The organism is Burkholderia ubonensis subsp. mesacidophila (assembly GCF_002097715.1).
Lineage (GTDB): Bacteria > Pseudomonadota > Gammaproteobacteria > Burkholderiales > Burkholderiaceae > Burkholderia > Burkholderia mesacidophila.
Genome location: NZ_CP020738.1, coordinates 1,069,795 through 1,093,274, shown reverse-complemented (window position 1 = coordinate 1,093,274; position 23,480 = coordinate 1,069,795). Strand labels below are relative to the sequence as shown.

The 23,480-nt window shown below is 66.3% G+C and carries 21 protein-coding genes and 1 tRNA gene; 6 read left to right on the top strand and 16 right to left on the bottom strand.

All coding sequences use genetic code 11. The features are described from left to right. Positions 1-24: 24 nt before the first annotated feature. Positions 25-345 (top strand): hypothetical protein, encoded by a 321-nt coding sequence (locus B7P44_RS22525; protein ID WP_084908208.1) that lies wholly within the window; start codon positions 25-27, stop codon positions 343-345. A gap of 148 nt (positions 346-493) precedes the next feature. On the opposite strand, the gene B7P44_RS22520 is transcribed toward B7P44_RS22525, so the two are convergent. The 4 genes from B7P44_RS22520 to B7P44_RS22505 all read right to left on the bottom strand — a co-directional run bounded on the left by B7P44_RS22520 (position 494) and on the right by B7P44_RS22505 (position 4,099). Beyond that, entirely contained in the window at positions 494-850 is a 357-nt protein-coding gene (locus B7P44_RS22520) for a DUF4148 domain-containing protein (protein WP_084908207.1), read from the bottom strand. A 201-nt stretch (positions 851-1,051) separates the two neighbouring features. Further along, complete coding sequence (gndA, locus tag B7P44_RS22515) at positions 1,052-2,464, bottom strand: NADP-dependent phosphogluconate dehydrogenase (protein ID WP_084908206.1); 1,413 nt, start codon at positions 2,462-2,464, stop codon at positions 1,052-1,054. A 97-nt stretch (positions 2,465-2,561) separates the two neighbouring features. Then, positions 2,562-3,200 (bottom strand): DUF938 domain-containing protein, encoded by a 639-nt coding sequence (locus B7P44_RS22510; RefSeq protein WP_084908205.1) that lies wholly within the window; start codon positions 3,198-3,200, stop codon positions 2,562-2,564. Next, entirely contained in the window at positions 3,197-4,099 is a 903-nt protein-coding gene (locus B7P44_RS22505; protein ID WP_084908204.1) for an NAD-dependent protein deacetylase, read from the bottom strand. Before B7P44_RS22505 ends, B7P44_RS22510 begins: the two co-directional genes overlap by 4 nt. Before the next feature lie 193 nt (positions 4,100-4,292). Here B7P44_RS22505 and B7P44_RS36590 point away from each other — a divergent pair, with 193 nt between their 5' ends. Together B7P44_RS36590 and B7P44_RS22500 are read left to right on the top strand one after the other, a co-directional pair. Beyond that, entirely contained in the window at positions 4,293-4,700 is a 408-nt protein-coding gene (locus tag B7P44_RS36590) for a hypothetical protein (RefSeq protein ID WP_133117870.1), read from the top strand. Between the two features lie 667 nt (positions 4,701-5,367). Further along, on the top strand, positions 5,368-6,324 hold the full coding sequence (locus B7P44_RS22500) for an LLM class oxidoreductase (RefSeq protein WP_084908203.1): 957 nt from the start codon (positions 5,368-5,370) through the stop codon (positions 6,322-6,324). A gap of 87 nt (positions 6,325-6,411) precedes the next feature. Here the strand turns inward: B7P44_RS22500 and B7P44_RS22495 are convergent, their stop codons facing one another. From B7P44_RS22495 to B7P44_RS22480, 4 genes are all read right to left on the bottom strand, one after another. Beyond that, on the bottom strand, positions 6,412-7,341 hold the full coding sequence (locus tag B7P44_RS22495; protein ID WP_084908202.1) for a LysR family transcriptional regulator: 930 nt from the start codon (positions 7,339-7,341) through the stop codon (positions 6,412-6,414). 72 nt (positions 7,342-7,413) lie between these two features. Beyond that, positions 7,414-7,851, bottom strand: a complete 438-nt coding sequence (locus B7P44_RS22490; RefSeq protein WP_084908201.1) for a GNAT family N-acetyltransferase — start codon at positions 7,849-7,851, stop codon at positions 7,414-7,416. A 187-nt stretch (positions 7,852-8,038) separates the two neighbouring features. Continuing rightward, positions 8,039-9,019 carry an NADPH:quinone oxidoreductase family protein gene (locus B7P44_RS22485; protein ID WP_084908200.1) on the bottom strand — a complete coding sequence of 327 codons (981 nt, stop codon included), beginning with the start codon at positions 9,017-9,019 and terminating at the stop codon, positions 8,039-8,041. Next, a complete protein-coding gene (locus B7P44_RS22480) occupies positions 9,016-10,701 on the bottom strand; it encodes a long-chain fatty acid--CoA ligase (RefSeq protein ID WP_084908199.1) in 1,686 nt (561 codons plus the stop codon). The genes B7P44_RS22485 and B7P44_RS22480 overlap by 4 nt, the downstream gene beginning before the upstream one ends. Positions 10,702-10,906: 205 nt before the next feature. Here B7P44_RS22480 and B7P44_RS22475 point away from each other — a divergent pair, with 205 nt between their 5' ends. After that, positions 10,907-11,725, top strand: coding sequence for an IclR family transcriptional regulator (locus B7P44_RS22475; protein WP_084908198.1), 819 nt, complete (start codon positions 10,907-10,909; stop codon positions 11,723-11,725). A gap of 25 nt (positions 11,726-11,750) precedes the next feature. Here the strand turns inward: B7P44_RS22475 and B7P44_RS22470 are convergent, their stop codons facing one another. Beyond that, entirely contained in the window at positions 11,751-13,577 is a 1,827-nt protein-coding gene (locus B7P44_RS22470; RefSeq protein WP_084908197.1) for an acyl-CoA dehydrogenase, read from the bottom strand. Positions 13,578-13,942: 365 nt separating this feature from the next. Further along, complete coding sequence (locus B7P44_RS22465; RefSeq protein WP_321970407.1) at positions 13,943-14,887, bottom strand: hypothetical protein; 945 nt, start codon at positions 14,885-14,887, stop codon at positions 13,943-13,945. A gap of 457 nt (positions 14,888-15,344) precedes the next feature. Between B7P44_RS22465 and B7P44_RS22455 the strand changes: the two genes are divergently transcribed. Further along, positions 15,345-15,671 carry a DUF4148 domain-containing protein gene (locus B7P44_RS22455; protein ID WP_084908195.1) on the top strand — a complete coding sequence of 109 codons (327 nt, stop codon included), beginning with the start codon at positions 15,345-15,347 and terminating at the stop codon, positions 15,669-15,671. A 64-nt stretch (positions 15,672-15,735) separates the two neighbouring features. Then, entirely contained in the window at positions 15,736-16,071 is a 336-nt protein-coding gene (locus B7P44_RS22450; protein ID WP_084908194.1) for a DUF4148 domain-containing protein, read from the top strand. A 55-nt stretch (positions 16,072-16,126) separates the two neighbouring features. On the opposite strand, the gene B7P44_RS22445 is transcribed toward B7P44_RS22450, so the two are convergent. From B7P44_RS22445 to rpsU, 6 genes are all read right to left on the bottom strand, one after another. Beyond that, on the bottom strand, positions 16,127-17,809 hold the full coding sequence (locus B7P44_RS22445) for an adenylate/guanylate cyclase domain-containing protein (protein ID WP_084909969.1): 1,683 nt from the start codon (positions 17,807-17,809) through the stop codon (positions 16,127-16,129). Between the two features lie 171 nt (positions 17,810-17,980). Next, positions 17,981-18,056 (bottom strand) — tRNA-Ile (locus B7P44_RS22440). 134 nt (positions 18,057-18,190) lie between these two features. Next, positions 18,191-20,602, bottom strand: a complete 2,412-nt coding sequence (gene rpoD, locus B7P44_RS22435) for an RNA polymerase sigma factor RpoD (protein WP_084908193.1) — start codon at positions 20,600-20,602, stop codon at positions 18,191-18,193. Positions 20,603-20,691: 89 nt separating this feature from the next. Beyond that, complete coding sequence (dnaG, locus tag B7P44_RS22430) at positions 20,692-22,569, bottom strand: DNA primase (protein WP_084909968.1); 1,878 nt, start codon at positions 22,567-22,569, stop codon at positions 20,692-20,694. 72 nt (positions 22,570-22,641) lie between these two features. Then, positions 22,642-23,088, bottom strand: a complete 447-nt coding sequence (locus tag B7P44_RS22425) for a GatB/YqeY domain-containing protein (protein ID WP_084908192.1) — start codon at positions 23,086-23,088, stop codon at positions 22,642-22,644. Between the two features lie 162 nt (positions 23,089-23,250). Then, positions 23,251-23,463 carry a 30S ribosomal protein S21 gene (gene rpsU / locus B7P44_RS22420; RefSeq protein WP_004190342.1) on the bottom strand — a complete coding sequence of 71 codons (213 nt, stop codon included), beginning with the start codon at positions 23,461-23,463 and terminating at the stop codon, positions 23,251-23,253. Between the last annotated feature and the right edge of the window lie 17 nt (positions 23,464-23,480).

Genomic DNA, 23,480 nt, shown 5'->3' with positions numbered 1-23,480 from the left:
CCCGTCCCAGTGAGGAGCCCGACGATGAACAACGCGACGTTTCTTTCCGTGCAACTCGACGCCGAGGATTTCGCCGGGTCCAGCAGCCTCGTCGAACTGCTCAACCGGCACCTGCTGTTCGCGGCCGATGTCGCCGAAGCCGCGGATGCGCTCGTTCAGTTGGCCAGCGTCACGCACCTGTCGGGCGGAACGCGCCGCAGCGTCGAGCTGCCCGTCGCGGCGATCGAGCGGCTGCGCGACGCGCTCGACACGCTGAGCGGCTGCGACGAAACCTGGCTGATGGCGCTGGAGCCCGCCGACAAGCTGTTCAAGGAGATCGGCCGCGGCAAGCGGCCGCTGCACTGACACGGCGCGCGCCGTCGCGGCGCAGTCGCACCCGACAAAAGAGAACAGCCCATCGTTCCATATCGTGGAACGATGGGCTGCGGGAGACAACCGGGACGGGGGGATCGAGCCCGGCGGGCAGCCGGTCGCGGCCTCGCGACCGCGTCGATCAACGACCCTTGTAGACCGGCGCGCCGTCGGCGACGCGCTTGATCCCGTTCGGCCAGCCTGCGGCCGGGGTGCCCGACGGCGCGCCCGATTCCTGCTGGGCCGCCGGCTGCGCACCATAGCCGCTCGTGTCGGCCGCGGCGGTGTTCTGCTGCGGATGCACGCGCGCTTCGGCGGCGAGGATGCCTTCCGGATAGTTGTTGCGGTCGTTGCCGAGCTTGTAGCCGGCCTGCTGCAGCGCCGACAGTTCGGCCTTGACCTGATCGCGGGTGACCGGGCCGTTGTTTTGTTGGGCGAACGAGACGGCCGGAACAGCGAGGACGGCAGCGGCAGCGAACGATGCGATCAGCGATTTCATGACTTACCTCCGTGATTTTTTGCTCCGCCGCACACACCATGTCTGCAGCGATGGAACAGAGTCTAGTCCCGAGATCACTTAGGGAAAACCATGAAACCGCGAAAACACTGTTTCGCCGAAACCAACAATGTCACGATCTGGCGCGAAAAAACTCTATCGATACGATAGATTTTCGCAACAATTGCCGCCCTCGCGGGTTCGTTACGACCAGTTCGCGTGGAAGCTGCCCGGCTTGTCGGTGCGCTCGAACGTATGCGCGCCGAAGAAATCGCGCTGCGCCTGCACAAGGTTCGCCGGCAGGCGTTCCGAGCGGTAGCTGTCGAAGTACGCGACCGCCGACGCGAACGCCGGCACCGGCACCCCGGCCCGCACCGCCGCAATCACGACCTCGCGCAGCGACGCCTGGTAGTTCGCGGCGATGTCCTGGAAGTACGGATCGAGCAGCAGGTTCGCGAGCGCCGGATCCTTCGCATACGCGTCCGTGATCTTCTGCAGGAAGCGCGCACGGATGATGCAGCCCGCGCGGAAGATCTTCGCGATGGTGCCCAGATCCAGGTTCCAGCCGTATTCCTCCGACGCGGTGCGCATCTGCGCGAAGCCCTGCGCGTACGAGATCACCTTGCTCAGGTACAGCGCGCGGCGCACGGCCTCGACGAACGCGGCGCGATCGCCGGCGAGCGGCGTCGCGGACGGCCCCGACAGCACCTTGCTGGCCGCCACGCGCTCCGTCTTCAGCGACGACAGCACCCGCGCGAACACCGACTCGGTGATCAGCGGCAGCGGCACGCCGAGATCCAGTGCGTTCTGGCTCGTCCACTTGCCGGTGCCCTTCTGCGCCGCGCGATCGAGGATCACGTCGACCAGGTGCTTGCCGGTTTCGTCGTCCTTCTTGGCGAAGATCTTCGACGTGATCTCCATCAGGTAGCTGTCCAGCTCGCCCTGGTTCCAGTCGGTGTAGACCGCGCCCAGCTCGTCGTTCGTGAGACCGGCGACGTCCTTCAGCACCGCATAGCTCTCGGCGATCAGCTGCATGTCGCCGTATTCGATCCCGTTGTGGACCATCTTCACGTAGTGGCCCGCGCCGTCCGGCCCCATGTACGCGACGCACGGCTCGCCGTCCGCCGGCGCCTTCGCGGCGATCTGCTTGAGGATCGGCTCGACGAGATCGTACGCGTCGCGCTGGCCGCCAGGCATGATCGACGGGCCGCGCAGCGCGCCCTCTTCGCCGCCCGACACGCCGGTGCCGATGAAATGCAGGCCCGATTGCGCGAGTTCCTGGTTGCGGCGGATCGTGTCGGTGAAGTGCGTGTTGCCGCCGTCGATCAGCACGTCGCCCTTCTCGAGCAGCGGCTTGAGCGCGGCGATCGTCGCGTCGGTCGCCGTGCCCGCCTTCACCATCATCAGGATGCGGCGCGGCGTTTCGAGCGACGCGACGAATTCCTCGAGCGTGTAGGTCGGCACCAGATTGCGGCCGGGGAATTCGGCGATCAGTTCGTCGGTCTTCTCGCGGCTGCGGTTGTACACCGACACCGCGTAACCGCGGCTCTCGATATTGAGTGCGAGATTGCGACCCATCACCGCGAGCCCGATCACACCGATTGCTTGTTTGCCCATTAGTCAATTCTCCGGAAAAAACAGGGCGCGACCCAACCGGGGCCGCGCGCACAGGCGAAAGGATAAGGGAAACCCGGCCGCGATGCGCGGGCAAGTGTCATTGGTCGGCGTGCGGCAGGCGCCGGAACACGACGCTCAGGTTGTTGGCGGGCATCTCGACGACCTCGCTGCAGTCGAGCCCGCGATCGAGCCCGAGCGCGACCACCGCGTCGAGATCGCGCACGCCCCACGACGGGTCGCGGCTTCGCAGCTGCGCGTCGAACGCCGCGTTCGACGGCGCGGTGTGCCGGCCTGCGCGGCGATACGGCCCGTACAGGACCAGCACGCCGCCCGGCCGCAACACCCGCGACGCGCCCGCGAACAGCGCTTCGGCGCACGCCCACGGCGCGATGTGAATCATGTTGATGCAGACGATCGCGTCGAGCGCCGCGAACGGCCACGCCGCGTCGCGCACGTCGAACGCGAGCGGCGCGTCGACGTTCGGCAGCCCCGCATGCGCGACCCACGCGGCGATCGAGCGCCGCGCCTGCGCGTCGGGGTCGCTCGGGTGCCAGCGCAGGCCGGGCAGCCCGGCCGCGAAATGCACGACGTGCTGGCCGGTGCCGCTGGCGATTTCGAGCACGTCGCCGCTGGCCGGCAGCACGCGGCGCAGCACGTCGAGGATCGGCCCGCGGTTGCGCTCGGCCGCGGGCGCGGACAGCCGCAGCGATGGATCATCAGGGGTTATGCCGGTCATGGTGCGCAACGCTCCGTTTCGGAATCGGCAATGCCCAGCCGCGCGTTCAGCGCGTCGAGCGCGGGCGCGCAGGGCGCCTCGACCTTCAGCGTCAGCATCGGATCGGCGCGCGTGTGGCCGAGATTGAGCGCGGCGACCGGCTTGTGCTGCGCCTGCGCCCACACGCAGAAACGGTAGCCGGAATACACCATCAGCGACGAACCGACGACCAGCAGCGCGTCCGCCACGTCGAGCGCCGCGGCGGCCACGGCCACCCGCTCGCGCGGCACGTTCTCGCCGAAGAACACGACCGCCGGCTTGAGCAGGCCGCCGCACGCCGGACAAGCCGGGATGCGGAAGGTGTCGAGCGCATGCCATTCGAGATGCGCATCGCCGTCGGCGGCGGGCTGCGCCTGCGCGCCCAGCAGTTCGGGGTTCTCCGCTTCGAGCACGGCCTGGATCGCGGCCCGCGCATGGTGTGCGCCGCAATCGAGACAGGTCACGCCGTTGATGCCGCCGTGCAGTTCGATCGCGTCGTTGCTGCCCGCGCGCTGATGCAGGCCGTCGACGTTCTGCGTGACGAGGCGCTCGATCCGGCCGGCCGCGCCGAGTCGCGTGAGCGCGACGTGCGACCGGTTCGGCCGCGCGTTGCCGACGACCGGCCAGCCGATCATGCTGCGCGCCCAGTAGCGCCGCCGCGCCGCGTCGGAACCGAGGAATTCGTGAAGCTGGATCGGCGCAGACCGCATCCACTGTCCGTTGCGGTCGCGATACCCGGGAATGCCGGAATCCGTGCTGATGCCCGCGCCCGTCAGCACGAGCAGGCGCGGATGGCGCTCGACGAACGCGTGAAGCGCATCGAGCGCTGGCGGATCGATGGAAACGGCGGAAGACGGGCCGGGCGCGGCGGAATCGGTCATGAGACGGCGACGGATGAGCGGGCGGGATCGGCCGGCCGGGGACGCGCACCGGCCAGCCTGCGTCCGCACATGATACCGAACCGCGGCGCGCTCCGTGCCGGCGCTCCCCGACATGTCCGAACCGCCCGCCACAAAAAAAGGCGCCCATCCGCCAAAGGGTGATGGGCGCTTGAACAATTGATCCATCGGGGTTGTGGATCAACTGGAAACCTGGCGTTGCTACGTCCGCGAAGCCGTGCCTGCGGGACGATCCCCGGTCAACGCCAATTCTCTTGTGTCAGATGTGTCAGAAGCGTCGTTGCGCGCTGACTTCCCTCCCTGCTCGATCCGGCTGCCCGGATGCCTGACCGGCGATGCGACGGCCGCACGCGACCCGGCGGCTCTGCGGTGCGAAGCCGCGGCCGGAAAGCGTTCGTCCTGCCTGCACGTCGAATTGACCGTTCATGTCGTGTCGATCGCCGTTTCGTGTCCCGATGCCTTTCAAGGCGTCTCCCTGCGGCCTGCACGTTCGGTTTCGGTTTTGAATCACGCCGTCCCGCCTTCGTGCATCGCGGCCTTCGAGTCCGCTGCACCGTCCGCGAATGCCGCATGCGGCGCATGAGACCCATACCTCATTCATCAGGATGACAAATCAAATTGCCTGCACGGCCATCCGTCGGCCGACGCCGGTTCCTGCCTTCGGTCGCCGCGGGCAAACCGCAGCGGGCCGATCGACCTCGTTCGCAACGTGTGCGCGTGGCGGACGAACGGAATGGACGTGGATGATCGGACGGGGTTGAGTGCCGAACGTGATCAGGTCACTTCGAGCACAAGCGGAACGGGCAGCCGAGATATTCGGCGATTCATGCGTGCAACATGGCGCGTTGCGATTTGATCTTTTTTCATTCTCTTGTCCCCGATTGAAATGCTCCCTGACCGCCGGGGCGCGATCGTCGGAGCCAGCTTCGTCGACGGTCGCGGTGACGGCACGAACCTATATGCAAGGACCGCACCATCCGGCGCAATGCCGCGCCGGGCGGGGATCCTTGCCCGGCGGGCGCGGCGCGCGCACGGTCGACCGGTGCGAATGTTTCAGGATTGAAACGCGGGGGCGGGAAAACTGTTGCGAGAACAGCGGGCGTCGGCGGCAGTGGCGCGACACTCCGCACATCACGACGCAGGCTTACAATTCTCCGACCGCCCCGGCGGCGCGTAGCTCCCACGTGCGCGGGCACCGCACAGCGATCCATACGCGATGCCCCCACGACGCCCCTTCAGTCAGGAACAAAATGACCCCGCCCGCCCCCAGTCGCTCCGGCATTGCGCCCCGCGTTTTCTCCGAAGGCCGGCTCTCGATCGGGCTGACGCTCCCGCTCCTGCGCAGCGGCGACGTCGTCGCGGACTTTCACGAACAGCTCGAACTCGCGGCGCTGGCCGACACGCTCAGCTTTCGCGCGTTGTGGGTCCGGGACGTGCCGCTGAACAGCGCCGACTATCCGGACCCCGTCGGGCATCTCGACCCGTGGGTCCTGCTCGGCGCGCTCGCGACGCACACGCGGCACATCGCGCTCGCGAGCGGCGCGATCGTGCTGCCGCTGCGTCATCCGCTGCATATCGCCAAGGGCGCGCTGTCCGTCGGCATGCTGTCCGGTGGGCGCTTCATCCTCGGCCTCGGCTCCGGCGACCGGCCGCCCGAATATGCGGCCTTCGGCGTCGATGCCGACGAGCGGCGCGAGCGATACCGGCGTCATTGGGACGTCGTCGCGGCCGCGGTCGGCGCCGCGTCGCGCGTGATCCCCGACCACGCGCCGCCCGATGCGCCCGAATTCACGCTGCTGCCGCGCGGCGCCGACGCGGTGCCGATGCTCGCGGTCGGCTCCGGCGGGCAGAGCGTAGACTGGATCGCGCGGCATTCGATCGGCTGGATGACGTATCACCGCGAACCGGACGCGCAGCGCGCCCGTCACGCGATGTGGCGGGCCGCCGTCGACCGGCTCGCGGAGCCGGCCTTTCGCGCGTTCGGGGTCGCGATGCGGCTCGACCTGAGCGCGGATCCGGATGCGCCGGCGACGGCGCTGCCGCTCGGCTATTCGGCCGGCCGGCGCACACTGCTGCGCGTGCTGCAGGACATGCGTGCAGCGGGCACGCATCACGTCAGCCTGAATCCCGGTTCGAACCGGCCGGTGCGCAGCGTGCTCGAGGAACTTGCCGAGCATGTGCTGCCGGCGTTTCACGCCGGCGAGTGAAGAGGAACGCATTGCATCGCGCGCGAGACTGCATGACGTGATTCGTGCGCCGCGAGACGCTGCGTCATCGCGCTCACGCGATCCCGCTTACGGCCGTGTCGCCCATCCGGACGGCTGCTGCGTCGCCCCGTTGGCGTCGATCGCGTGGATCAGGTAGTCGACGAACGATGCGATCCGCGACGAAATCGCCGTGTTCCGGTAATAGACCGCATTCACCGGCTGCCGCACGTCCTGCGTCTGGCGCGCGAGGAGTTGCACGAGCCGCCCCGCTTCGCGATCGTGGACGGTCATGAAGTCCGACAGGCAGGCGATGCCCGCACCGTCGAGCGCGAGTTGCCTGAGCGTCTCGCCGCTCGACGACCAGATCGTCGGCTCGATCCGATACGGCTCGCCGTCCGCGCCGAGGATCGGCCACACGTTCAGCGACTCCGGCTGGTTGAAGCCCAGCAGCGCATGCTTTGCCAGATCCTCGACCTTGCGCGGGTGCCCGTGCGCGTCGAGATAGGCGGGGCTCGCAAGCAGGCGCAACCGGCTGTTGCCGATGTGCCGGCTGTGCAGCGTCGAATCCTTGAGCCGGCCGATCCGGATCGCGACGTCGGTGCGCTTTTCGAGCAGGTCGATGATCCCTTCGTTGCTGTTCAGCTCCAGCTCGACCTGCGGAAACCGCTCGCGATAACCGCGCACGAGCGGCACGATCACATGCAGCATGAACGGCGACGCGGCGTCGACCCGCAGGCGCCCCGACGGCTTCTCGCGACGCGCCGTCATCTGCTCTTCCGCGCTCTCGACCGATTCGATGATCGCGCGCGCATTCTGCAGGAACGCCTGCCCCTCTTCGGTCAGTTCGAGCCGCCGCGTGGTCCGGCGCAGCAGCGTGGTCTTCAGCTTTTCCTCGAGCCGCGCGAGCGTGCGGCTCGTCGCCGACACGGTGAGGTCGAGCTGCTGCGCGGCCGACGTGATCGAACCGGTGTCGACCACGGTCGCGAATGCCTGGAGTTCGTCGAGCGTGACTTTCATTGTTGACCTGAAATCAAAACAATCTCATTTATAGTGCATTTTTTGTGCAAAAGTAAAGGAGGCACGCCGCGTTCAGTCGGGCTCTCTAACGTAGTAGATATCCCATTCCGCGTCTGCGATTTTCACGAAGCCATGCTGCTGGTAAAAGCGGTTCGAATCGCTGCCGCGCAGCGCGCCGACCTTGACCGGCAGCGCTCGCGCATCGGCGTCGGCAAAGATCGACGCGAGCACGGCCGAACCGATTCCCTTGCCCTGGTGCGCGGGCAGTATGTACAGGTGTTCGAGTGCCAGATGCTCGTCGGCCGGCCTCACCACAAGGAAGCCGACGGTTACGCCGTTTGCGAGGATGAACCGGCAGCAGGCAGGATCGAAGGACGACAGGAAACGCGCGCGCGCACGCTGCGGATCGAATCGGCCGACGCGCTCCAGGCTTTCGCGCATCGCGGCGATGCGTATCTGCACCAGCGTCTCGGCATCGTCGTGCGTCGTACTTGCGTATGTCAGTTTCATTCGCCAGCTCTCTTGTCGACCTGTCAATGTGCGATTGACCCGATTCCGGATCCGGCGGAAATTGTCGGCGATTCACGCGCTCGCGTCGACCATGATTAGCATTTCTATATATTCATGTCAGCCGGCGGGCATCGCCGAAAGTTCGCATCGCGCGGCGCGAATCGTCCGGCCGCGCGACGCAGCCGAATCACGCGTCCGGCAGAATCACCACCTTGCCCTTGACCTGCCGGTTCGCCATCCGGGCGATCGCGTCGGCCGCGTCGGCAAGCGGCACGCGCTCGGTGATCACCGGCCGCACCTTGCCCGCCGCAAACCATTCGGCAAGCAGGCGCATGTTGGCCGCGTGCTGCGCCGGGTCGCGGCGCACCGCATCTCCCCAGAACACGCCGAGGATGTCGCGCTCCTTGAGCAGCGCCAGGTTCAGCGCGATCTTCGGAATCTCGCCGGCCGCGAAACCGACCACGAGATACCGGCCGCGCCACGCGGTCGCGCGCAGCGCCGCCTCGCTGTATGCGCCGCCCACCGGGTCGTAGACGACGTCGGCGCCGCGCCCGCCGGTCAGCTCGTCCACGCGGCGGCGCAAGTCCTCGGTCGCGTAGTCGATCGTCTCGTCGGCGCCCGCGTCGCGGCACAGCGCCAGCTTGTCGGCCGTCGATGCCGCCGCGATGACGCGCGCGCCAAGCGCCTTTGCGATCTCGATCGCCGCGAGCCCGACGCCGCCCGCCGCACCCAGCACGAGCAGCGTCTCGCCCGGCAGCAGGCGCGCGCGCTGCTGCAGCGCGTGCAGCGATGTGCCATAGGTCAGCACGAACGCCGCGCCCTGGTCGAACGCCATCCCCGGCGGCAACGCGGCGACCTGGCGCGCGTCGGCCACGCACTGTTGCGCGAAGCCGCCGTGGCCGGTCGACGCGATCACCGCGTCGCCGGGCCGCCACCCGCTCACGCCTTCGCCGACCGCGTCGATCACGCCGGCCAGTTCCGCGCCGGGCGAGAACGGCAGCGCCGGCTTCGCCTGGTACAGCCCCTGCACGATCAGCGCATCGGGGAAATTGAGCGACGCCGCCTTCACGCGAATCCGCACCTGGCCCGCGGCCGGTTCGGGAATCGTCACGTCCTCGATCCGCAACTGGTCGATCGGACCGAATGCGGTACAGAGCAGTGCTTTCATGCTTTTCTCTCTCCTTGCGCGGCCCGGCGAGCCGCTTCCTGTTCCTGCAACTGGCGCCACTGGATCTTGCCCGTGCCCGACTTCGGCAGCGCATCCACGAATTCGACGATGCGCGGCGCCTTGTATGACGCCATGTGCTCGCGCGCCCACGCGACGATCGCGTCTTCGGTCAGCAGCCCGCGCCGCGCCGGGTCCGCCACGACGACCGCCTTGACCGTCTCGCCGCGATACGGGTCGACCGAGCCGATCACGCAGACCTCCTGGATGTCCGGATGGCCGTACAGGATCGCCTCCACCTCCGCCGGCCAGACCTTGTAGCCGGACGCGTTGATCATCCGCTTGAGGCGATCCACCATGAAGAAGTAGCCGTCCTCGTCCATGTAGCCGAGATCGCCGGTGCGCAGGAACGCTTTCCCGTCGATCTCGACGAACGCGTCGCGCGTCGCGTCGGGGCGCCCCCAGTAGCCGCGCATCACCTGCGGGCCATGCACGACGATCTCGCCCGTCTCCCCGCGCGGCATCGTGTCGAACGTGACGGGATCGACGACCCGCGCGTCGACGTCGAACACCGGAATGCCGAGGCATTGCCGCTTCGGCCGCTGCGGCGGATTGATGTGAGTGGCCGCGATCGTCTCCGACAGCCCGTAGCCTTCGATGTAGTCGATACCGACGCGCTCCGCGAGTCGCTGCGCGACCGCATCCGGCATCGCCGCGCCGCCGCCGCTCATCCAGCGCAGGCTCGACAGGTCGAATTCGTCGAGCCGCGGGTTCCACAGGAAGTCGACCGCCATCGTCGAAATCGACTGCCAGTTGGTCACGCGGTAGCGCTCGATCGCCCACGCGGCCGCGTCGCGGTCCCAGCGCGGCAGCACGACGACCGTCGCGCCGCTGTACAGCGGCGCGTTCATGCCGCCCTGCATGCCCGTCACGTGGAACAGCGGCAGCACGGACAGCATGGTCGCGTCCTGCGTGCAGCCGAACCATTGGACGCCGCCCACGGCCGTGCACATCACGCTGCGATGCGTATGCATGCAGCCCTTCGGCTTGCCGGTCGTGCCCGACGTATAGGGCATCACGCACAGGTCGTCCGGTCCGGTCGTGAGCGGCCCCGGCGCGAGCTGCGCGGCCAGTACGTCGCGCCAGTGCGCCACGCCGGGACCGCTCGCGTTTCGCGGCGCCGTGATGAAATCCGGCGGCGTGAGGGCCGGCGGCCGCTTGAGGTAATCGCCGTAGGTCGCGACGACGACGTGTTCGAGCCCGCTCGCGCCGACGAGCGGCCGCACGCGCGGATACAGGTCCTGCGCGGCGAACATCACGCGCGCGCCGCAGTCCTCGACGTAATGCTGCAGTTCGTCCGTCAGGTTCATCGGATTGATCGGCACGACGACTGCACCGGCGCGCAGGATGCCGTAGTAGGCGATCATCCATTGCGGGCTGTTCTGCATGTACAGCAGCACCCGGTCGCCCGTGCGCACACCGTAGCGTTGCTGCAGGAAGCCCGCGATGCGCTCGGCCTCGTCCTTGAACTCGGCGAACGTGACCGCCGTGTCGTAGAAGACGATGAACGGCTTGTCGGGATAGCGCGCCGCCGCCACCTCCGCGTTGTGGAACAGGTTCGTTTCCGGCAACGTCAGATGGCCGGGCAGATGCGCCGGCCAGTTCGGCGACCTTTCGATGGGCATGGTTCGGCTCCTGTTTCAGTGGCGGGTGTGATCAATCGCAGCGCGGACGCCGCGCGGACAGCCGGCCGCCGCGTCCGGGCGGCCGAGCGCATCCTGCACGGCGGCGCCCGCGCGCGCGCCGGACGCTTTCCGGTAGAATCCTCGCAGCCCGCCGCCCGGCACTCGCCGGCCACGCCGGGCCACCTCCATCCCGCACCGCACACGCATGGGTAATCCGAAGCGCGACGCCATCACGCTGCTGTCCGCCCCCAACGAAGACCATCCGCAATTCATCACCGCGCTCGCGCGCGGGATGGCGGTGCTGCGTTGCTTCACGCGCGGCGAGCGCTTTCTCGGCAACCAGGACATCGCGCGGCGCACGCACCTGCCGAAACCGACCGTGTCGCGCGTCACGTTCACGCTCACGCAACTCGGCTACCTGCATTACTCGGCGGAGCTGGAGAAATATTCGCTCGGCATCGGCGTGCTGAATCTCGGGCACGCGTTCCTGCAGAGCAACGAGGTCGTCGACATCGCGCGCCCGTTCCTGCAGTCCTATGCGGAGTACACGCAGGCGGCCGCGATGCTCGGCGAGTTCGACGGCAAGCAGATGATCCTGCTCGACGTGTGCCAGGGCGATCCGCTGTTCCAGCTGCGGTTCGAACCCGGCTCGCGCGTTCCGCACGGCGCGACCGCGCTCGGCCGCGCGCATCTCGCGGCGCTGCCGGACGAGCTGTTCGAGCGCTATCTGCGGACCACCCGCGCGAGCAGCCCGCCGGACCAGTGGCCGCAACTCGAGGCCGGGATCGTCGCCGCGCGCGAAGACTACGAAAAGCTCGGCTTCTGCCTGTCGCTCGGCGACTGGATGCCGGACCTGTTCGCGGTCGGCGTGCCGATGGTGTCGGCCGATCGCTCGCGCATCCTCGCCTTCAGTTGCAGCGGCCGTGTGTCGACCGTCACGCGCGCGCGCCTGGTCGACGATTTCGGTCCTCGGCTCGTCGCGCTGCGCGACGAAGTGTTCGCGCGCGTCGGCGGCCATTTCTAGTTGACGTGCTGGCATCGGCGCGCGCTCAAAACCACCCGTCGCGCATGTCGAGCGTCGTCGTGTCGACGCTCGCGAGCAGGTCGAACTGCGCGTCCACCTTCGGCAATTCCCAGCGAAAGAAGTAGCGTGCGGCGGCGCGCTTGCCGTCGTGGAAGTCATCGGTGCGCCCGTGCGCGGCAAGCGTTACGTCGAGCCACAGCCACGCGACGACGAGATGGCCGAACGCCTCCAGATAGACGCTCGCGTTTGCGAGCCGCACCTGCGGATCGCCGATCGCGCCCAGCTGGCGCGTGACGTCGCAGAGCCTGGCCCAGCGCCGCACCAGCGCATCGGCCTGCGCACCTGCGTCGCCGTCCATCATCCGTGCGCGCGCGGCAGTCGCCGCGATACGCGCGTCGAGCGCGCGCAGCGCGGCGCCGTCGTCCTGCATGACCTTGCGGCCCAGCAGGTCGAGCGCCTGGATGCCGTGCGTGCCTTCGTGGATCGGGTTGAGACGGTTGTCGCGATAGAGCCGCTCGACCGCGTAGTCACGCGTGTAGCCGCAGCCGCCGTGCACCTGGATCGCGAGGTCGTTCGCGGCGAGGCACCACTGCGACGGCCAGCTCTTCGCGATCGGCGTCAGGATGTCGAGCAGACGCGCGGCGTCGGCGCGCGCCTCGGCATCGGCGTGTGCGCGTCCGTCGTCGACGAGCCGCGCGCAGTACAGGATCAGCGCGAGGCCGCCTTCGACATAGGCCTTCTGCGCGAGCAGCATCCGTCGCACGTCCGGATGTGCGACGATCGGCGCCTGCGGCGCGGCGGCATCCTTGCCGGCCGGCCCGAGCGGACGCCCTTGCGGCCGGTTGCGCGCATAGTCGAGCGCGTGCAGGTAGCCCGTGTAGCCGAGCGCCACCGCGCCCGCGCCGACGCCGATGCGCGCCTCGTTCATCATGTGGAACATAGTCGCGAGGCCGTGATTCGGCGCGCCGACCAGATAGCCGATCGCGCCCGCGCGGCCCTCCGGACGATACCGGGTGCCTTCGCCGAAGTTCAGCAGGCAGTTGGTCGTGCCGCGATAGCCCATCTTGTGGTTCAGCCCCGCGAGCACCACGTCGTTGCGCTCGCCGCGCGTGTCGCCGGCGCCCAACAGATACTTGGGCACGATGAAGAGCGAGATGCCGCGCGTGCCGGGCATCAGCCGGCCGTGTTCGTCGGGAATCTTCGCGAGCACGAGGTGGACGATGTTCTCCGTCAGTTCGTGCTCGCCGCCCGAGATCCACATCTTGTTGCCGGTGAGCCGGTAGCGCGGGCCGAGCGGCGAGTCGCACTCGAAGTCCGCGCGCGTCGCGATGTCGGACAGCGACGACCCCGCCTGCGGTTCGGACAGGCACATCGTGCCGGAGAAGCGCCCTTCCAGTTCGGGACGCGCGAACGCGTCGATCTGCGCGGGGCTGCCGTGCGCGACGAGCAGGTTCGCGTTGGCGACGGTCAGGAACGGATAGGCCGACGTCGCGATGTTCGCGGCCTGGAAGAACAGGAACGACGCGGCTTCGACGAGCTTCGGCAGCCGCATGCCGCCGAGCGCCTCGTCATGGCACGCGGCGATCAGGCCGGCGTCCGCGAATGCGCGCACGGCCGGCTCGACTTCGGGAATCAGCGTCACGCGCGCGCCGTCGAAATGCGGTTCCTCACGATCGCCGCGCGCCGCGTGCGGCGCGAACAGGTCGGTGGCAATGCGCTCGCTGGTGTCGAGCACTGCGTCGAAGGTCTCGCGATTGTGCTCCGCGTAGCGCGGCAGCGCCGCAAGCGCTTCGGCATCGAGCCATTCATACAGCAGGAACGCGAGATCGCGCCGCGACATCAGCAGGCTCATTGCGCGGCCTCCTGGCGTGCCGGAATCGCTGCAGACCGTCGCTCCCATCGTGCGCTACGGGCATACGAGTCGGCATGCATGCGCTCGATCGGGGCATGTTCCATCGCTTGTCTCCTGTCGGGCGGCACAGTGGCGTGCCGCCGCGTAGTTCCGTCTGGCAAAACTTATCGATTGGCTTTGCGACTAGAAGTGCTGTCGAAAAAATTTAGCACTGTCGTTCGAAAACCGCAACGCTCGAATCGCGGCAGTGAAATTTACGTTTCCGCAATAATTATGCCGACTCTCTTGGTTGGCCAGCCGGATGCGGCCTGCATCAAGACTTAGTTTTGCCTGTCGAAACTCATGCGCGGTCACTGCGCCGCCGATCACCGTTGCTCGCTGGGCACATCGTGCGGATCGACTCTGGAGAGCCTGTTACGCAGCAGGCCCCCTGCGAAGGCAGTCGCAATCAACGACAGATAGCCGATGACGAGAAAATGTCGCCACGTATCGAGCACGGCGCGGTGCGCGACCAGCACCGCGTCGGGTGCCGGTACGGCGAGATTTCCCGGCGCGATCGCACGCACCATCTGAACGAATCCCGCCGCCGACAACAGCGGCAAGAAGACGAGCATGGCCAGCAGCACAAACTTCGCGCGACGCAGAAGCGCGTGGCGGCGCAAATGAAACCACAGCCCAAGACTGCCGTGCACCCACCCTGGCGCGAGCAGTGCGATCTGCAAGCCCTGCGTGCCGCTCGTGAGCAGCGACACGATGACCCGCTCGTAACTGGGTTCGAAACCGTAGAACGATGTGGCGACGCGCGTTCCGACCACATGGCGTATCAACAGCATGGGCAGGCTGAGTCCCGCCCAGAGGCGCAGCCATTCGGCGGGCGGCAGCGCCCAATGCCGTCGGCTGTAAATGGTGCGAATCGCCAGCGCAAAATGCAGGCCGGCCGCGCCGTATAGCAGGATCGTCCCAGGCAGGCTTTGCCAGAGTCCGATCGCCAGGGCCAGGCCGCGCTCCGCGATATCGATTGACCAGATGCCGAGCGCATGATTGACCAGGTGAATGGAAATATAAAGCCACAGCAAGATGCCCGAACCGAGCTGCAGCCTTCGTGCGGCCTGTCGTATTCCTCCATGCCCCGATGCCGGCTTTCCGGCATCGGGGCCATTCGCGGGCTTCATGAAGCGCAACGGCCGGCGCGCGCTGACGCCATCCCGGACCAGGGACGATCGCAGCCCCCCGCTCACGCCGGGGTCGCCCGCGAAGTCCCGTTGCGGTTGGCCTGGAACATTCCCGGCCGGCCTCTTCTCGTCGCTCATCGGCGTATCCCCCAGTGCTCTCGGCGCCTGATCGACATACCGGAGAGCGGGCCGATTTATTCCAGCGATGTGCGGCGTCCCGCGCATGAAGTTCGCGCCCAACGCGTCCGTCGCGCGTGTTGACGCATCTGCCATGTGCCGGCACTGCGGACTGCATCGACAGGAGGGCGCGTCAAGTTTTGTACAAGCCCGTGGAACTGCCGGAATAAGTGACGACCGTTCCGGGTATACCGTCGTGTGAGCACGCCGGATGACGACTGCAGCGTATCGGTTCCCTCACATTGAAGCGCGCAGAGAAAAGGAGACCGCCGTGTCCAACGTTCTGTCCCACTGGATTCTGATCGGTTGCGAAACATACGACGAGTAATGGAACCCGCTCGTGTTTCCGCACGCCTCCCGCTTCAAAGTCATCACCTTCTCTTCATCTATATCGGAGTCCAAAGTGAATAAGCGAACCATGATTGCTTCCCTGATTCTCTTCGCCGGAGTAGGCATTGCCGTCAGCGCGCCAGCTCAAGAAAAGACCCGAGCGCAGGTACGCCAGGAACTGATCGAAGCTCAGCACAACGGCCTGAATTTCATCACCGACACATCGTACCCCGTCGTTGCACCGATCTTCGAACAGCAAGTCAACAGGCTCAAGCAGCAAAACAACGACAGCGGCATGGGCGCCGCCATGACAGGCGCAAGCGATACCGGCCGCGCCAAACGGCAAGCGCCTCCGTCTGATCCACCGGCCTGCGTCGGACCGGTCAGCTTCTGCAATATCTATTCCGGATCCTGAGCCGCACGCCACCGTTCCTCTCAGCCCATTGAAGACTGAGCGTTCGATTGAAAGGAGTCCTATCATGAAAAAGATCGCCTTGTTGGCACTGACGCTTGGCGTCGTCATCAGTTCCACCGCGACCTTTGCACAGTCCGCGTCCGCCCCGCTCACCCGAGCACAGGTCCGCGCCGATCTCATCCGGCTCGAACGGGCTGGGTACAATCCAGCGGTCAGCGACGAGGCGAACTATCCTGCAGATATCCAGGCTGCGGAGGCAAAGGCAGCCGCCCAAGATGCTGCCAGCAGCGATCAGAAGGTGGCGACTGAATCGATGGGTGGAATGCCGGAGCACGGCGCATCGGAGGCCGGGAAGCCAACGGCGGGGAGTCCGGTGCGGTCCATCTACTCCGGACATTGAGCTTGTCGCGCTCGGGGCGACGTCGCGAGATCGCCCCGGCGCCGCGGCTCAAGGATCAGCCTCGAGGCATCTGCGCCGCCCTCGACAGCACCCGCACGGGTACCGGGTCATCGCGGCCTCTTACGCGCGCGGCAAGCTGCGGCAGACCCGCGGCTGAAATGCCGGCATGCTCGAAGACCAGGTCCGAGACGATCGCCTCGCAAGCGACCTCCTTTGTCAATTGCTCGAGTCGCGACGCCACGTTCAGCGGATCGCCGATAGCGGTGAAGGTGACATGCTCGCGAAAGCCGATCTCGCCCATGACCGCGCGACCGCAATGCAATCCGATGCCGAACCGGATCTTCGCTTTCAACTGCTGCTCGAGCGCGGTGTTGAGCGCGTCGATATTGGCCGCCACCAGCGGCACCGCGTCGAGCGCCTGGCGGCAGGCGGCGGCCGGATCGCTGCTCAGGCCGAATATCGCGAGCACCGCGTCCCCCAGGAACTGGTTCGGCAGGCCGCCGGCCTGGACCACCGCGGAGCTGACTGCGCTCAGGAAGCGGCTGACCACGAACAGGCTGTCGAACGGCAACTGCGCCGCTGCAAGATTCGTGGAATCTCGCATATCCACGAACATGAACGCCGCGAATCGCTCTTGCGGCATGACATCCCGCTGACGCCGCTGCAGGAAGGCGGCAGAGGCCGCCGGCGGCACCAGTGGCCACACGGAGAGATCGTGGGTTGGCCGCAACTGGCAGGCAAGGCGCACGGCCTGCGGATCGGCGCCCAGCCGCTCCAGCACGCGACGCTCGGCGTCGCCAGGCTCGGGCAGCGGCGTATCGCTGAGTACGCGCACCCTGCACAACGTACATCGGGCGCGCCCGCCGCAACTGCTGGCATGGGGAATACTGGCCATGCGGCTTGCCTCGAGCACCGAGAATCCGAGCGGCGCCCGTATCTTTCGTCCATCCGGATACAGGATGCTGAACCGTCCCGCGCGGCGTTCACGCGCCGCGCGCACCAGTCTCGCACCGAGCACCAGCAACAGCGCCCCGCCATCGAAGGTCAGGAAGTCGTTGCGCAACTCGGCGAGCCACCGGTCCTGCGATCCGGTGCCGACCTTTGCCGGCCGAATCGCCTCGGCACGCCAGACCGGGTCCCGCGCGAGCCCGACCACTTCCCGTCCGCCCTGCAGGAAGCCGAGCAGCGCGAGCACCGGGAGCAGAACGGCAGCGCTCAGCAGCACGCTCCGCCATGCGCCAAACCACGGCTTCAATCGCAGCCAGAACCAGACGCCGTAACACCCATGCACCCATGCGACAACCAGGAGCGTCAGCTGCACGCCGCCGAAGAACGGCGAATCGATCCAGAAAGCGTACAGCAGCTGCGCATACCCCTTGTTCAGGCCGAACTCGGCAAAGGCGATCCGCGTATTCACAAGATGGTTGGCGAGCAGCGGCGGGATGCACAGGCCGAGCACGAGTTGCGCCAGTTCGGCCGGCGTCCAGTGCAACGAGCGCCGTTCGTATAGCGCCCATAGACCGAGGAAGAAATGCGTTGCCAGTGAGCCATACAGCGCGGTCGTTCCAAGCCACCCCTGCCAGATGAACTTCTGTACGAGCAGATCGCGCTCCATCCACGCGAGCGAGATGTTCCCCAGCGCATGATTCACCAGGTGCGTACCGACGTAGGTGAACACGACCAGCCCGGTGGTCAGCCGGATCGATCGAATACCCACCTGCCGCAGCCGCTGCCCCATGGGGTCACTCCTTTCCACCGCATCGAGTTACCCCTAAAGCTACCCCCGTTGAACGGCGGAAATCAACGGAGCCGATCCATCATCCGGAGAACCGGGAATGCTCGGAAAGGCTATTGCAGCAAGGGTTTCGGAACCCCATGGCGGAACACTACGGATTGCGGAAGAAGGAGATGGTGGGCCCGGCGGGGTTCGAACCCGCGACCAATCGATTATGAGTCGACTGCTCTAACCGCTGAGCTACAGGCCCTGATGAGGAGAGAAGCGAGGCGTACTGCACGCCACCCGGGCAAAGACGCCGGGCCGGCATTGTATCAATAAAAGGGACAAACGCCACCGGTACCGTATCGATACCGGTGGCGTTCTGAGGGGAAACGCTGGAGATCAGTTCCCTTCGAGGAACGACTTCAGCTTGTCGGAACGGCTCGGGTGACGCAGCTTGCGCAGCGCCTTCGCCTCGATCTGACGGATCCGCTCACGCGTGACGTCGAACTGCTTGCCGACTTCCTCGAGCGTGTGATCGGTGCTCATCTCGATACCAAAACGCATCCGCAGCACCTTCGCCTCGCGCGGCGTCAGCGAATCGAGCACGTCCTTCACGACGTCGCGCATGCTCGCATGCAGCGCGGCATCCGCCGGCGCGACCGTGTTGTTGTCCTCGATGAAGTCGCCGAGATGGGAATCGTCGTCGTCACCGATCGGCGTTTCCATCGAGATCGGCTCCTTCGCGATCTTCATGATCTTGCGGATCTTGTCTTCCGGCATCTCCATCTTCTCGGCGAGCGTTGCCGGATCCGGCTCGAGACCGGTTTCCTGCAGGATCTGCCGCGAGATGCGGTTCATCTTGTTGATCGTCTCGATCATGTGAACCGGAATCCGGATCGTGCGCGCCTGGTCCGCGATCGAACGCGTGATGGCCTGGCGGATCCACCACGTCGCATACGTCGAGAACTTGTAGCCGCGACGGTATTCGAACTTGTCCACCGCCTTCATCAGGCCGATGTTGCCTTCCTGGATCAGGTCCAGGAACTGCAGGCCGCGGTTCGTGTACTTCTTCGCGATCGAGATCACGAGACGCAGGTTCGCCTCGGTCATCTCGCGCTTCGCCTGACGCGCCTTCAGTTCGCCCGCCGCCATCTGGCGGTTGGTTTCCTTCAGGTCCTTCAGCGGCAGCACGACGCGCGCCTGCAGGTCGAGCAGGCGCTGCTGCTGTTCGCGGATCGCCGGGATGTTACGCGACAGCACCGCGCTGTACGAATGCCCTTCGGCTGCGACCTTCTCGGCCCAGTCGAGATCCGTCTCGCTGCCCGGGAAGCGCGCGATGAATTCCGAACGCGGCATCCCGCACTTGTCGACGACGATGTGCAGGATCTGACGCTCGACCTGACGCACCTCGTCCACTTGCGCACGCAACGTGTCGCACAGGCGCTCGACGGTACGCGCGGTGAAGCGGATCGTCATCAGCTCGGTCTGGATCGTTTCCTGCGCCTTCAGGTAGGACTTCGACTTGTAGCCTTCCTTCTCGAACGCGCGGCGCATCTTGTCGAACCATTCGCTGATCTGCGCGAACTTCTCGAGCGATGCGCGCTTGAGGGCTTCGAGCTGGGCAGCGTTGGCGGTCGCCTGCGCGGCGCCGTCATCGTCTTCCTCTTCCTCTTCTTCCTCTTCCTCTTCGGCGTCCTCGTCCTCGTTCTCGATCTCTTCCGCTGCCTTCGCGGAGAAGCCGTCGGTGTCGGTGTCCGACGCATTCGGATCGAGCAGGCCGTCGACGAGTTCGTCGACGCGGCTCTCTTCGTTCGCGACGCGCTCGGCCATCGCGAGGATGTCGGCGATCGTCGTCGGGCACGCGGAAATCGCCATCACCATGTGGCGCAGGCCATCCTCGATCCGCTTCGCGATCTCGATTTCGCCTTCGCGCGTGAGCAGCTCGACCGTGCCCATTTCGCGCATGTACATCCGGACCGGATCGGTCGTCCGGCCGAATTCCGAATCGACGGTGGACAGTGCGACTTCCGCTTCCTCTTCGACTTCGTCGTCAGACGATGCCGCCGGTGCGTTGTCGTTCAGGAGCAGCGTTTCCGCGTCCGGCGCCTGCTCGTAGACCGCCACGCCCATGTCGTTGAACGTGCCGATGATGCCTTCGAGGGCTTCGGTCTCGGTGAAGTTGTCCGGCAGATGGTCGTTGATTTCGGCATACGTGAGGAAGCCGCGCTCCTTGCCGAGCTTGATGAGCGCGCGCAGCTTCACGCGGCGCTCTTCGAGCTCCTCGGCCGTGCCGGGCGTGCTCGTCGCGAACGCTTCTTTCAGCAGCGCCTTTTCCTTGGCGCGCCGATCACGCACCTTGGATTTGCCCGGGGCAGCCGCAACAGGCTGCTCGTCGCTCTGATTTGCGTCGTCATCGACGGATACTTCGTTCAGCTTTTTCGTCATGGAGTTCGCCGTACCGGCTAAATCGACTCGCGGCTGCTGGACGACAGCCGGTTGAACCGTGGGTGCATGAGTAGTACGTACTGCCGTTTCGTCCGCCGCGGCAGCCGTGTCCCTTGCGCTTTTCGCACTTGCCCGCTTCGCCGCCGGCTTGGCCGGCCCGGAGTCGGGTCTGGCGGCAGCCCGTGTTCTGGCTGCCTGCGCCGGCGCAGCCTGAGCAGTGCCGGCCGCGGTTCTTTTTCTTGCAGTGGCCGTCGTGGCGGAAGACATCGTCCTGGCGGAAGAAGCAGACTTGGCCGCTGTGACCTTCTTGGTCGGCTCCGTCGAGCCCTTGCCTGTTGCTTTCTTTCCGCCTGTCGTCTTTGCCATCGCGATTCTCGCCTCTGCTTAGAAAACAAACCGCTGGAAACCTTATATTATAGCACGCTGGGGAGCCCTCTCTTAGCGCCCCGGCGGCCCTACAGCCCGAGCCGACGCTTCATGTCAGCCCGCTGCTGATTCAATTCCGTCAATTCAGCCAGCTCCTCGGGTGTGAAGGTGGATTGCCGCGAAAGCCGGTCAAGCCGGTCGCAACATGCGTCATAGCGCATCTTGAGCACAGCCGCCTGAAGCTCCTCCCCCGCGATCCGTTCCTGGTCACGCTGCCGCTCGGACACCGTTTCGTCCTCCGGATTCTGTAACAGCAGATCGCGGACGTTTTCATCATAGTCCAGAATTTCGCGGAAGATTTCCTCGTAAGTCGCTGCGTTCGAGGACATCCTCAGCACATCCGACAACAATCGGAACTCCGCCCCGTCGCCCAGCGCACGCGCATGGTCGACGACTTCGCCGAACAGCTCGCCGATGCGCGGCAACGTCCGCAGCGTCGCAACCTGCTCGTCGTCGAGCTGCACGGCGACCCGCGGATGCATCACGAGGTTGCGCAACGCACGCTTCTCGTTGTCCGTCACGCGGCGCCGATCGCTGCGCGCGGGCGCCTTGCGCGGCGGCGCGTCGATCCGCGTATCGACGTCGGACAGCCCCGCGACCTCCTCGAACGGAATGTCCAGCCGGTCCGCGAACATATGCATGATCTGCGCGCGCAGCGCGTTCGCCGGCAGCGCCTGCAGCAGCGGCTTCGCGTCGAACAGCGCCTTCGCGCGGCCTTCCGGCTGGTCGAGCGCCTTGCCGGCGATCGCCTCGTTCAGCAGGAACTGCGACAGCGGCATCGCCCGCTCGACCTGCTCGGAAAACGCATCGGCGCCGAATTCGCGCACGTAGCTGTCCGGGTCGTGCTCGGTCGGCAGAAAAAGGAACCGGATCGTCCGGTTGTCCGCCGCGTGCGGCAGGCACGCCTCGAGCGCCCGCCGCGCCGCGCGGCGCCCGGCCGCGTCGCCGTCGAAGCTGAAGATCACCGTGTCGGTCTGCCGCATCAGCTTTTGCACGTGAATCGGCGTGCACGCGGTGCCGAGCGTCGCGACCGCGTTCGGGAAACCGAGCTGCGCGAGCGCGACGACGTCCATATAGCCCTCGACGACGAGCACGTACTTGCGCTCGCGGATCGCGAGCCGCGCCTCGAACAGCCCGTACAGCTCGCTGCCCTTGTTAAATAGTGGTGTTTCGGGGGAATTCAAATACTTGGGCTCGCCGCTGCCCAGCACGCGGCCGCCGAAGCCGATCACCTGCCCCTTCACGTTGCGGATCGGGAACATGATCCGTTCGCGGAAGCGGTCGTAGCGCCGCGCGACGCCTTGCGCGTCGGTCTTCTCGCTGACGATCACGAGCCCGGACTCGACCAGCGCCTCGTCCCGATAATTGGGAAACGCCGTTTCGAGGTTTTGCCAGCCGTCCGGCGCATAGCCGAGACCGAACCGGGCCGCGACCTCGCCGGTCAGCCCCCGTTTCTTCAGATACTGGATTGCCGTGGGCGCGCCACGCAGCTGCTTGCGGTAGTAGTCGCACGCGGCGGCCATCACGTCGGAGAGCGCGGTCGCCACCGATTTCGATACGGCCGGCTGCGACGGATAGTCGCCGCCGCCTCCACCGCCGCCGCGCATCGGCGACGGCTCGTGCGGCACGGTCAGCCCGACCGACTGCGCGAGCTCCTGCACGGCTTCCGGGAACGTCAGCCCCGCATGCTCCATCAGGAAGCCGATCGCCGTGCCGTGGGCGCCGCAGCCGAAGCAGTGATAGAACTGCTTGGTCGGACTGACGGTGAACGACGGGCTTTTCTCGTTGTGGAACGGGCACAGCCCCATGAAATTGGCGCCGCCCTTCTTGAGCTGCACGTACCGGCCCACCACGTCGACGATGTCGACGCGGTTCAGCAAATCCTGCAGGAACGAATGCGGAATCACCGTGGGATCGAGCGGAAAAAAGACATGCGTCGGCCCGGCGCGCACCATCGACGCGCGCCGGGCACGGGGGTTTTACTTCGAGAGCGCGGCCTTGACGAGCGCGGAAACGGCGGTCATGTCGGCACGGCCGGCGAGCTTGCCCTTCAGCACGCCCATCACCTTGCCCATGTCCTGCGGGCCTGCAGCGCCGGTCTGCGCGACAGCGGCCTGGACTTCGGCGGCCACTTCGGCCTCCGACAGTTGCGCGGGCATGTAGCCGCTCAGCACCGTCAGCTCGGCCTGCTCCTTCGCCACGAGATCGTCGCGGCCCGCGGCCTGGAACTGGCTGATCGAATCCTTGCGCTGCTTGATCATCTTGTCGATCACGGCCGTGACGGCGGCATCGTCGAGCGTGATCTGCTCGTCGACCTCACGCTGCTTGATCGCGGCCAGCAGCAGGCGAATCGTCGCAAGGCGCTCGGCTTCCTTCGCGCGCATCGCGGCCTTCATGTCTTCGCTGATCTGCTCTTTCAAACTCATCTTTCACCCGGAGATGGAAACGTGAATCCGACGCCCGCCAGCGGGCGTCAACACAAAAACCCGCTTGGGACTCTGTCTCAAGCGGGTTGCTCGAATCCGGCATCGGCGACTCGCAGGGAACCGCCGGTGCGCCGCTCAGCGAACCGCGCGGCGCTAAATCGTTCAGTACAGCTTTTTCGGCAACATCTGGCTGCGGATGCGCTTGTAGTGACGCTTCACCGCTGCCGCTTTCTTACGCTTGCGCTCGGCCGTCGGCTTCTCGTAGAACTCACGCGCACGAAGCTCGGTCAGCAGACCGTTCTTCTCGATCGTGCGCTTGAAGCGACGCATGGCAACTTCGAACGGCTCGTTTTCTTTAACGCGAATGATCGTCATGACCCGACACGTAAAAA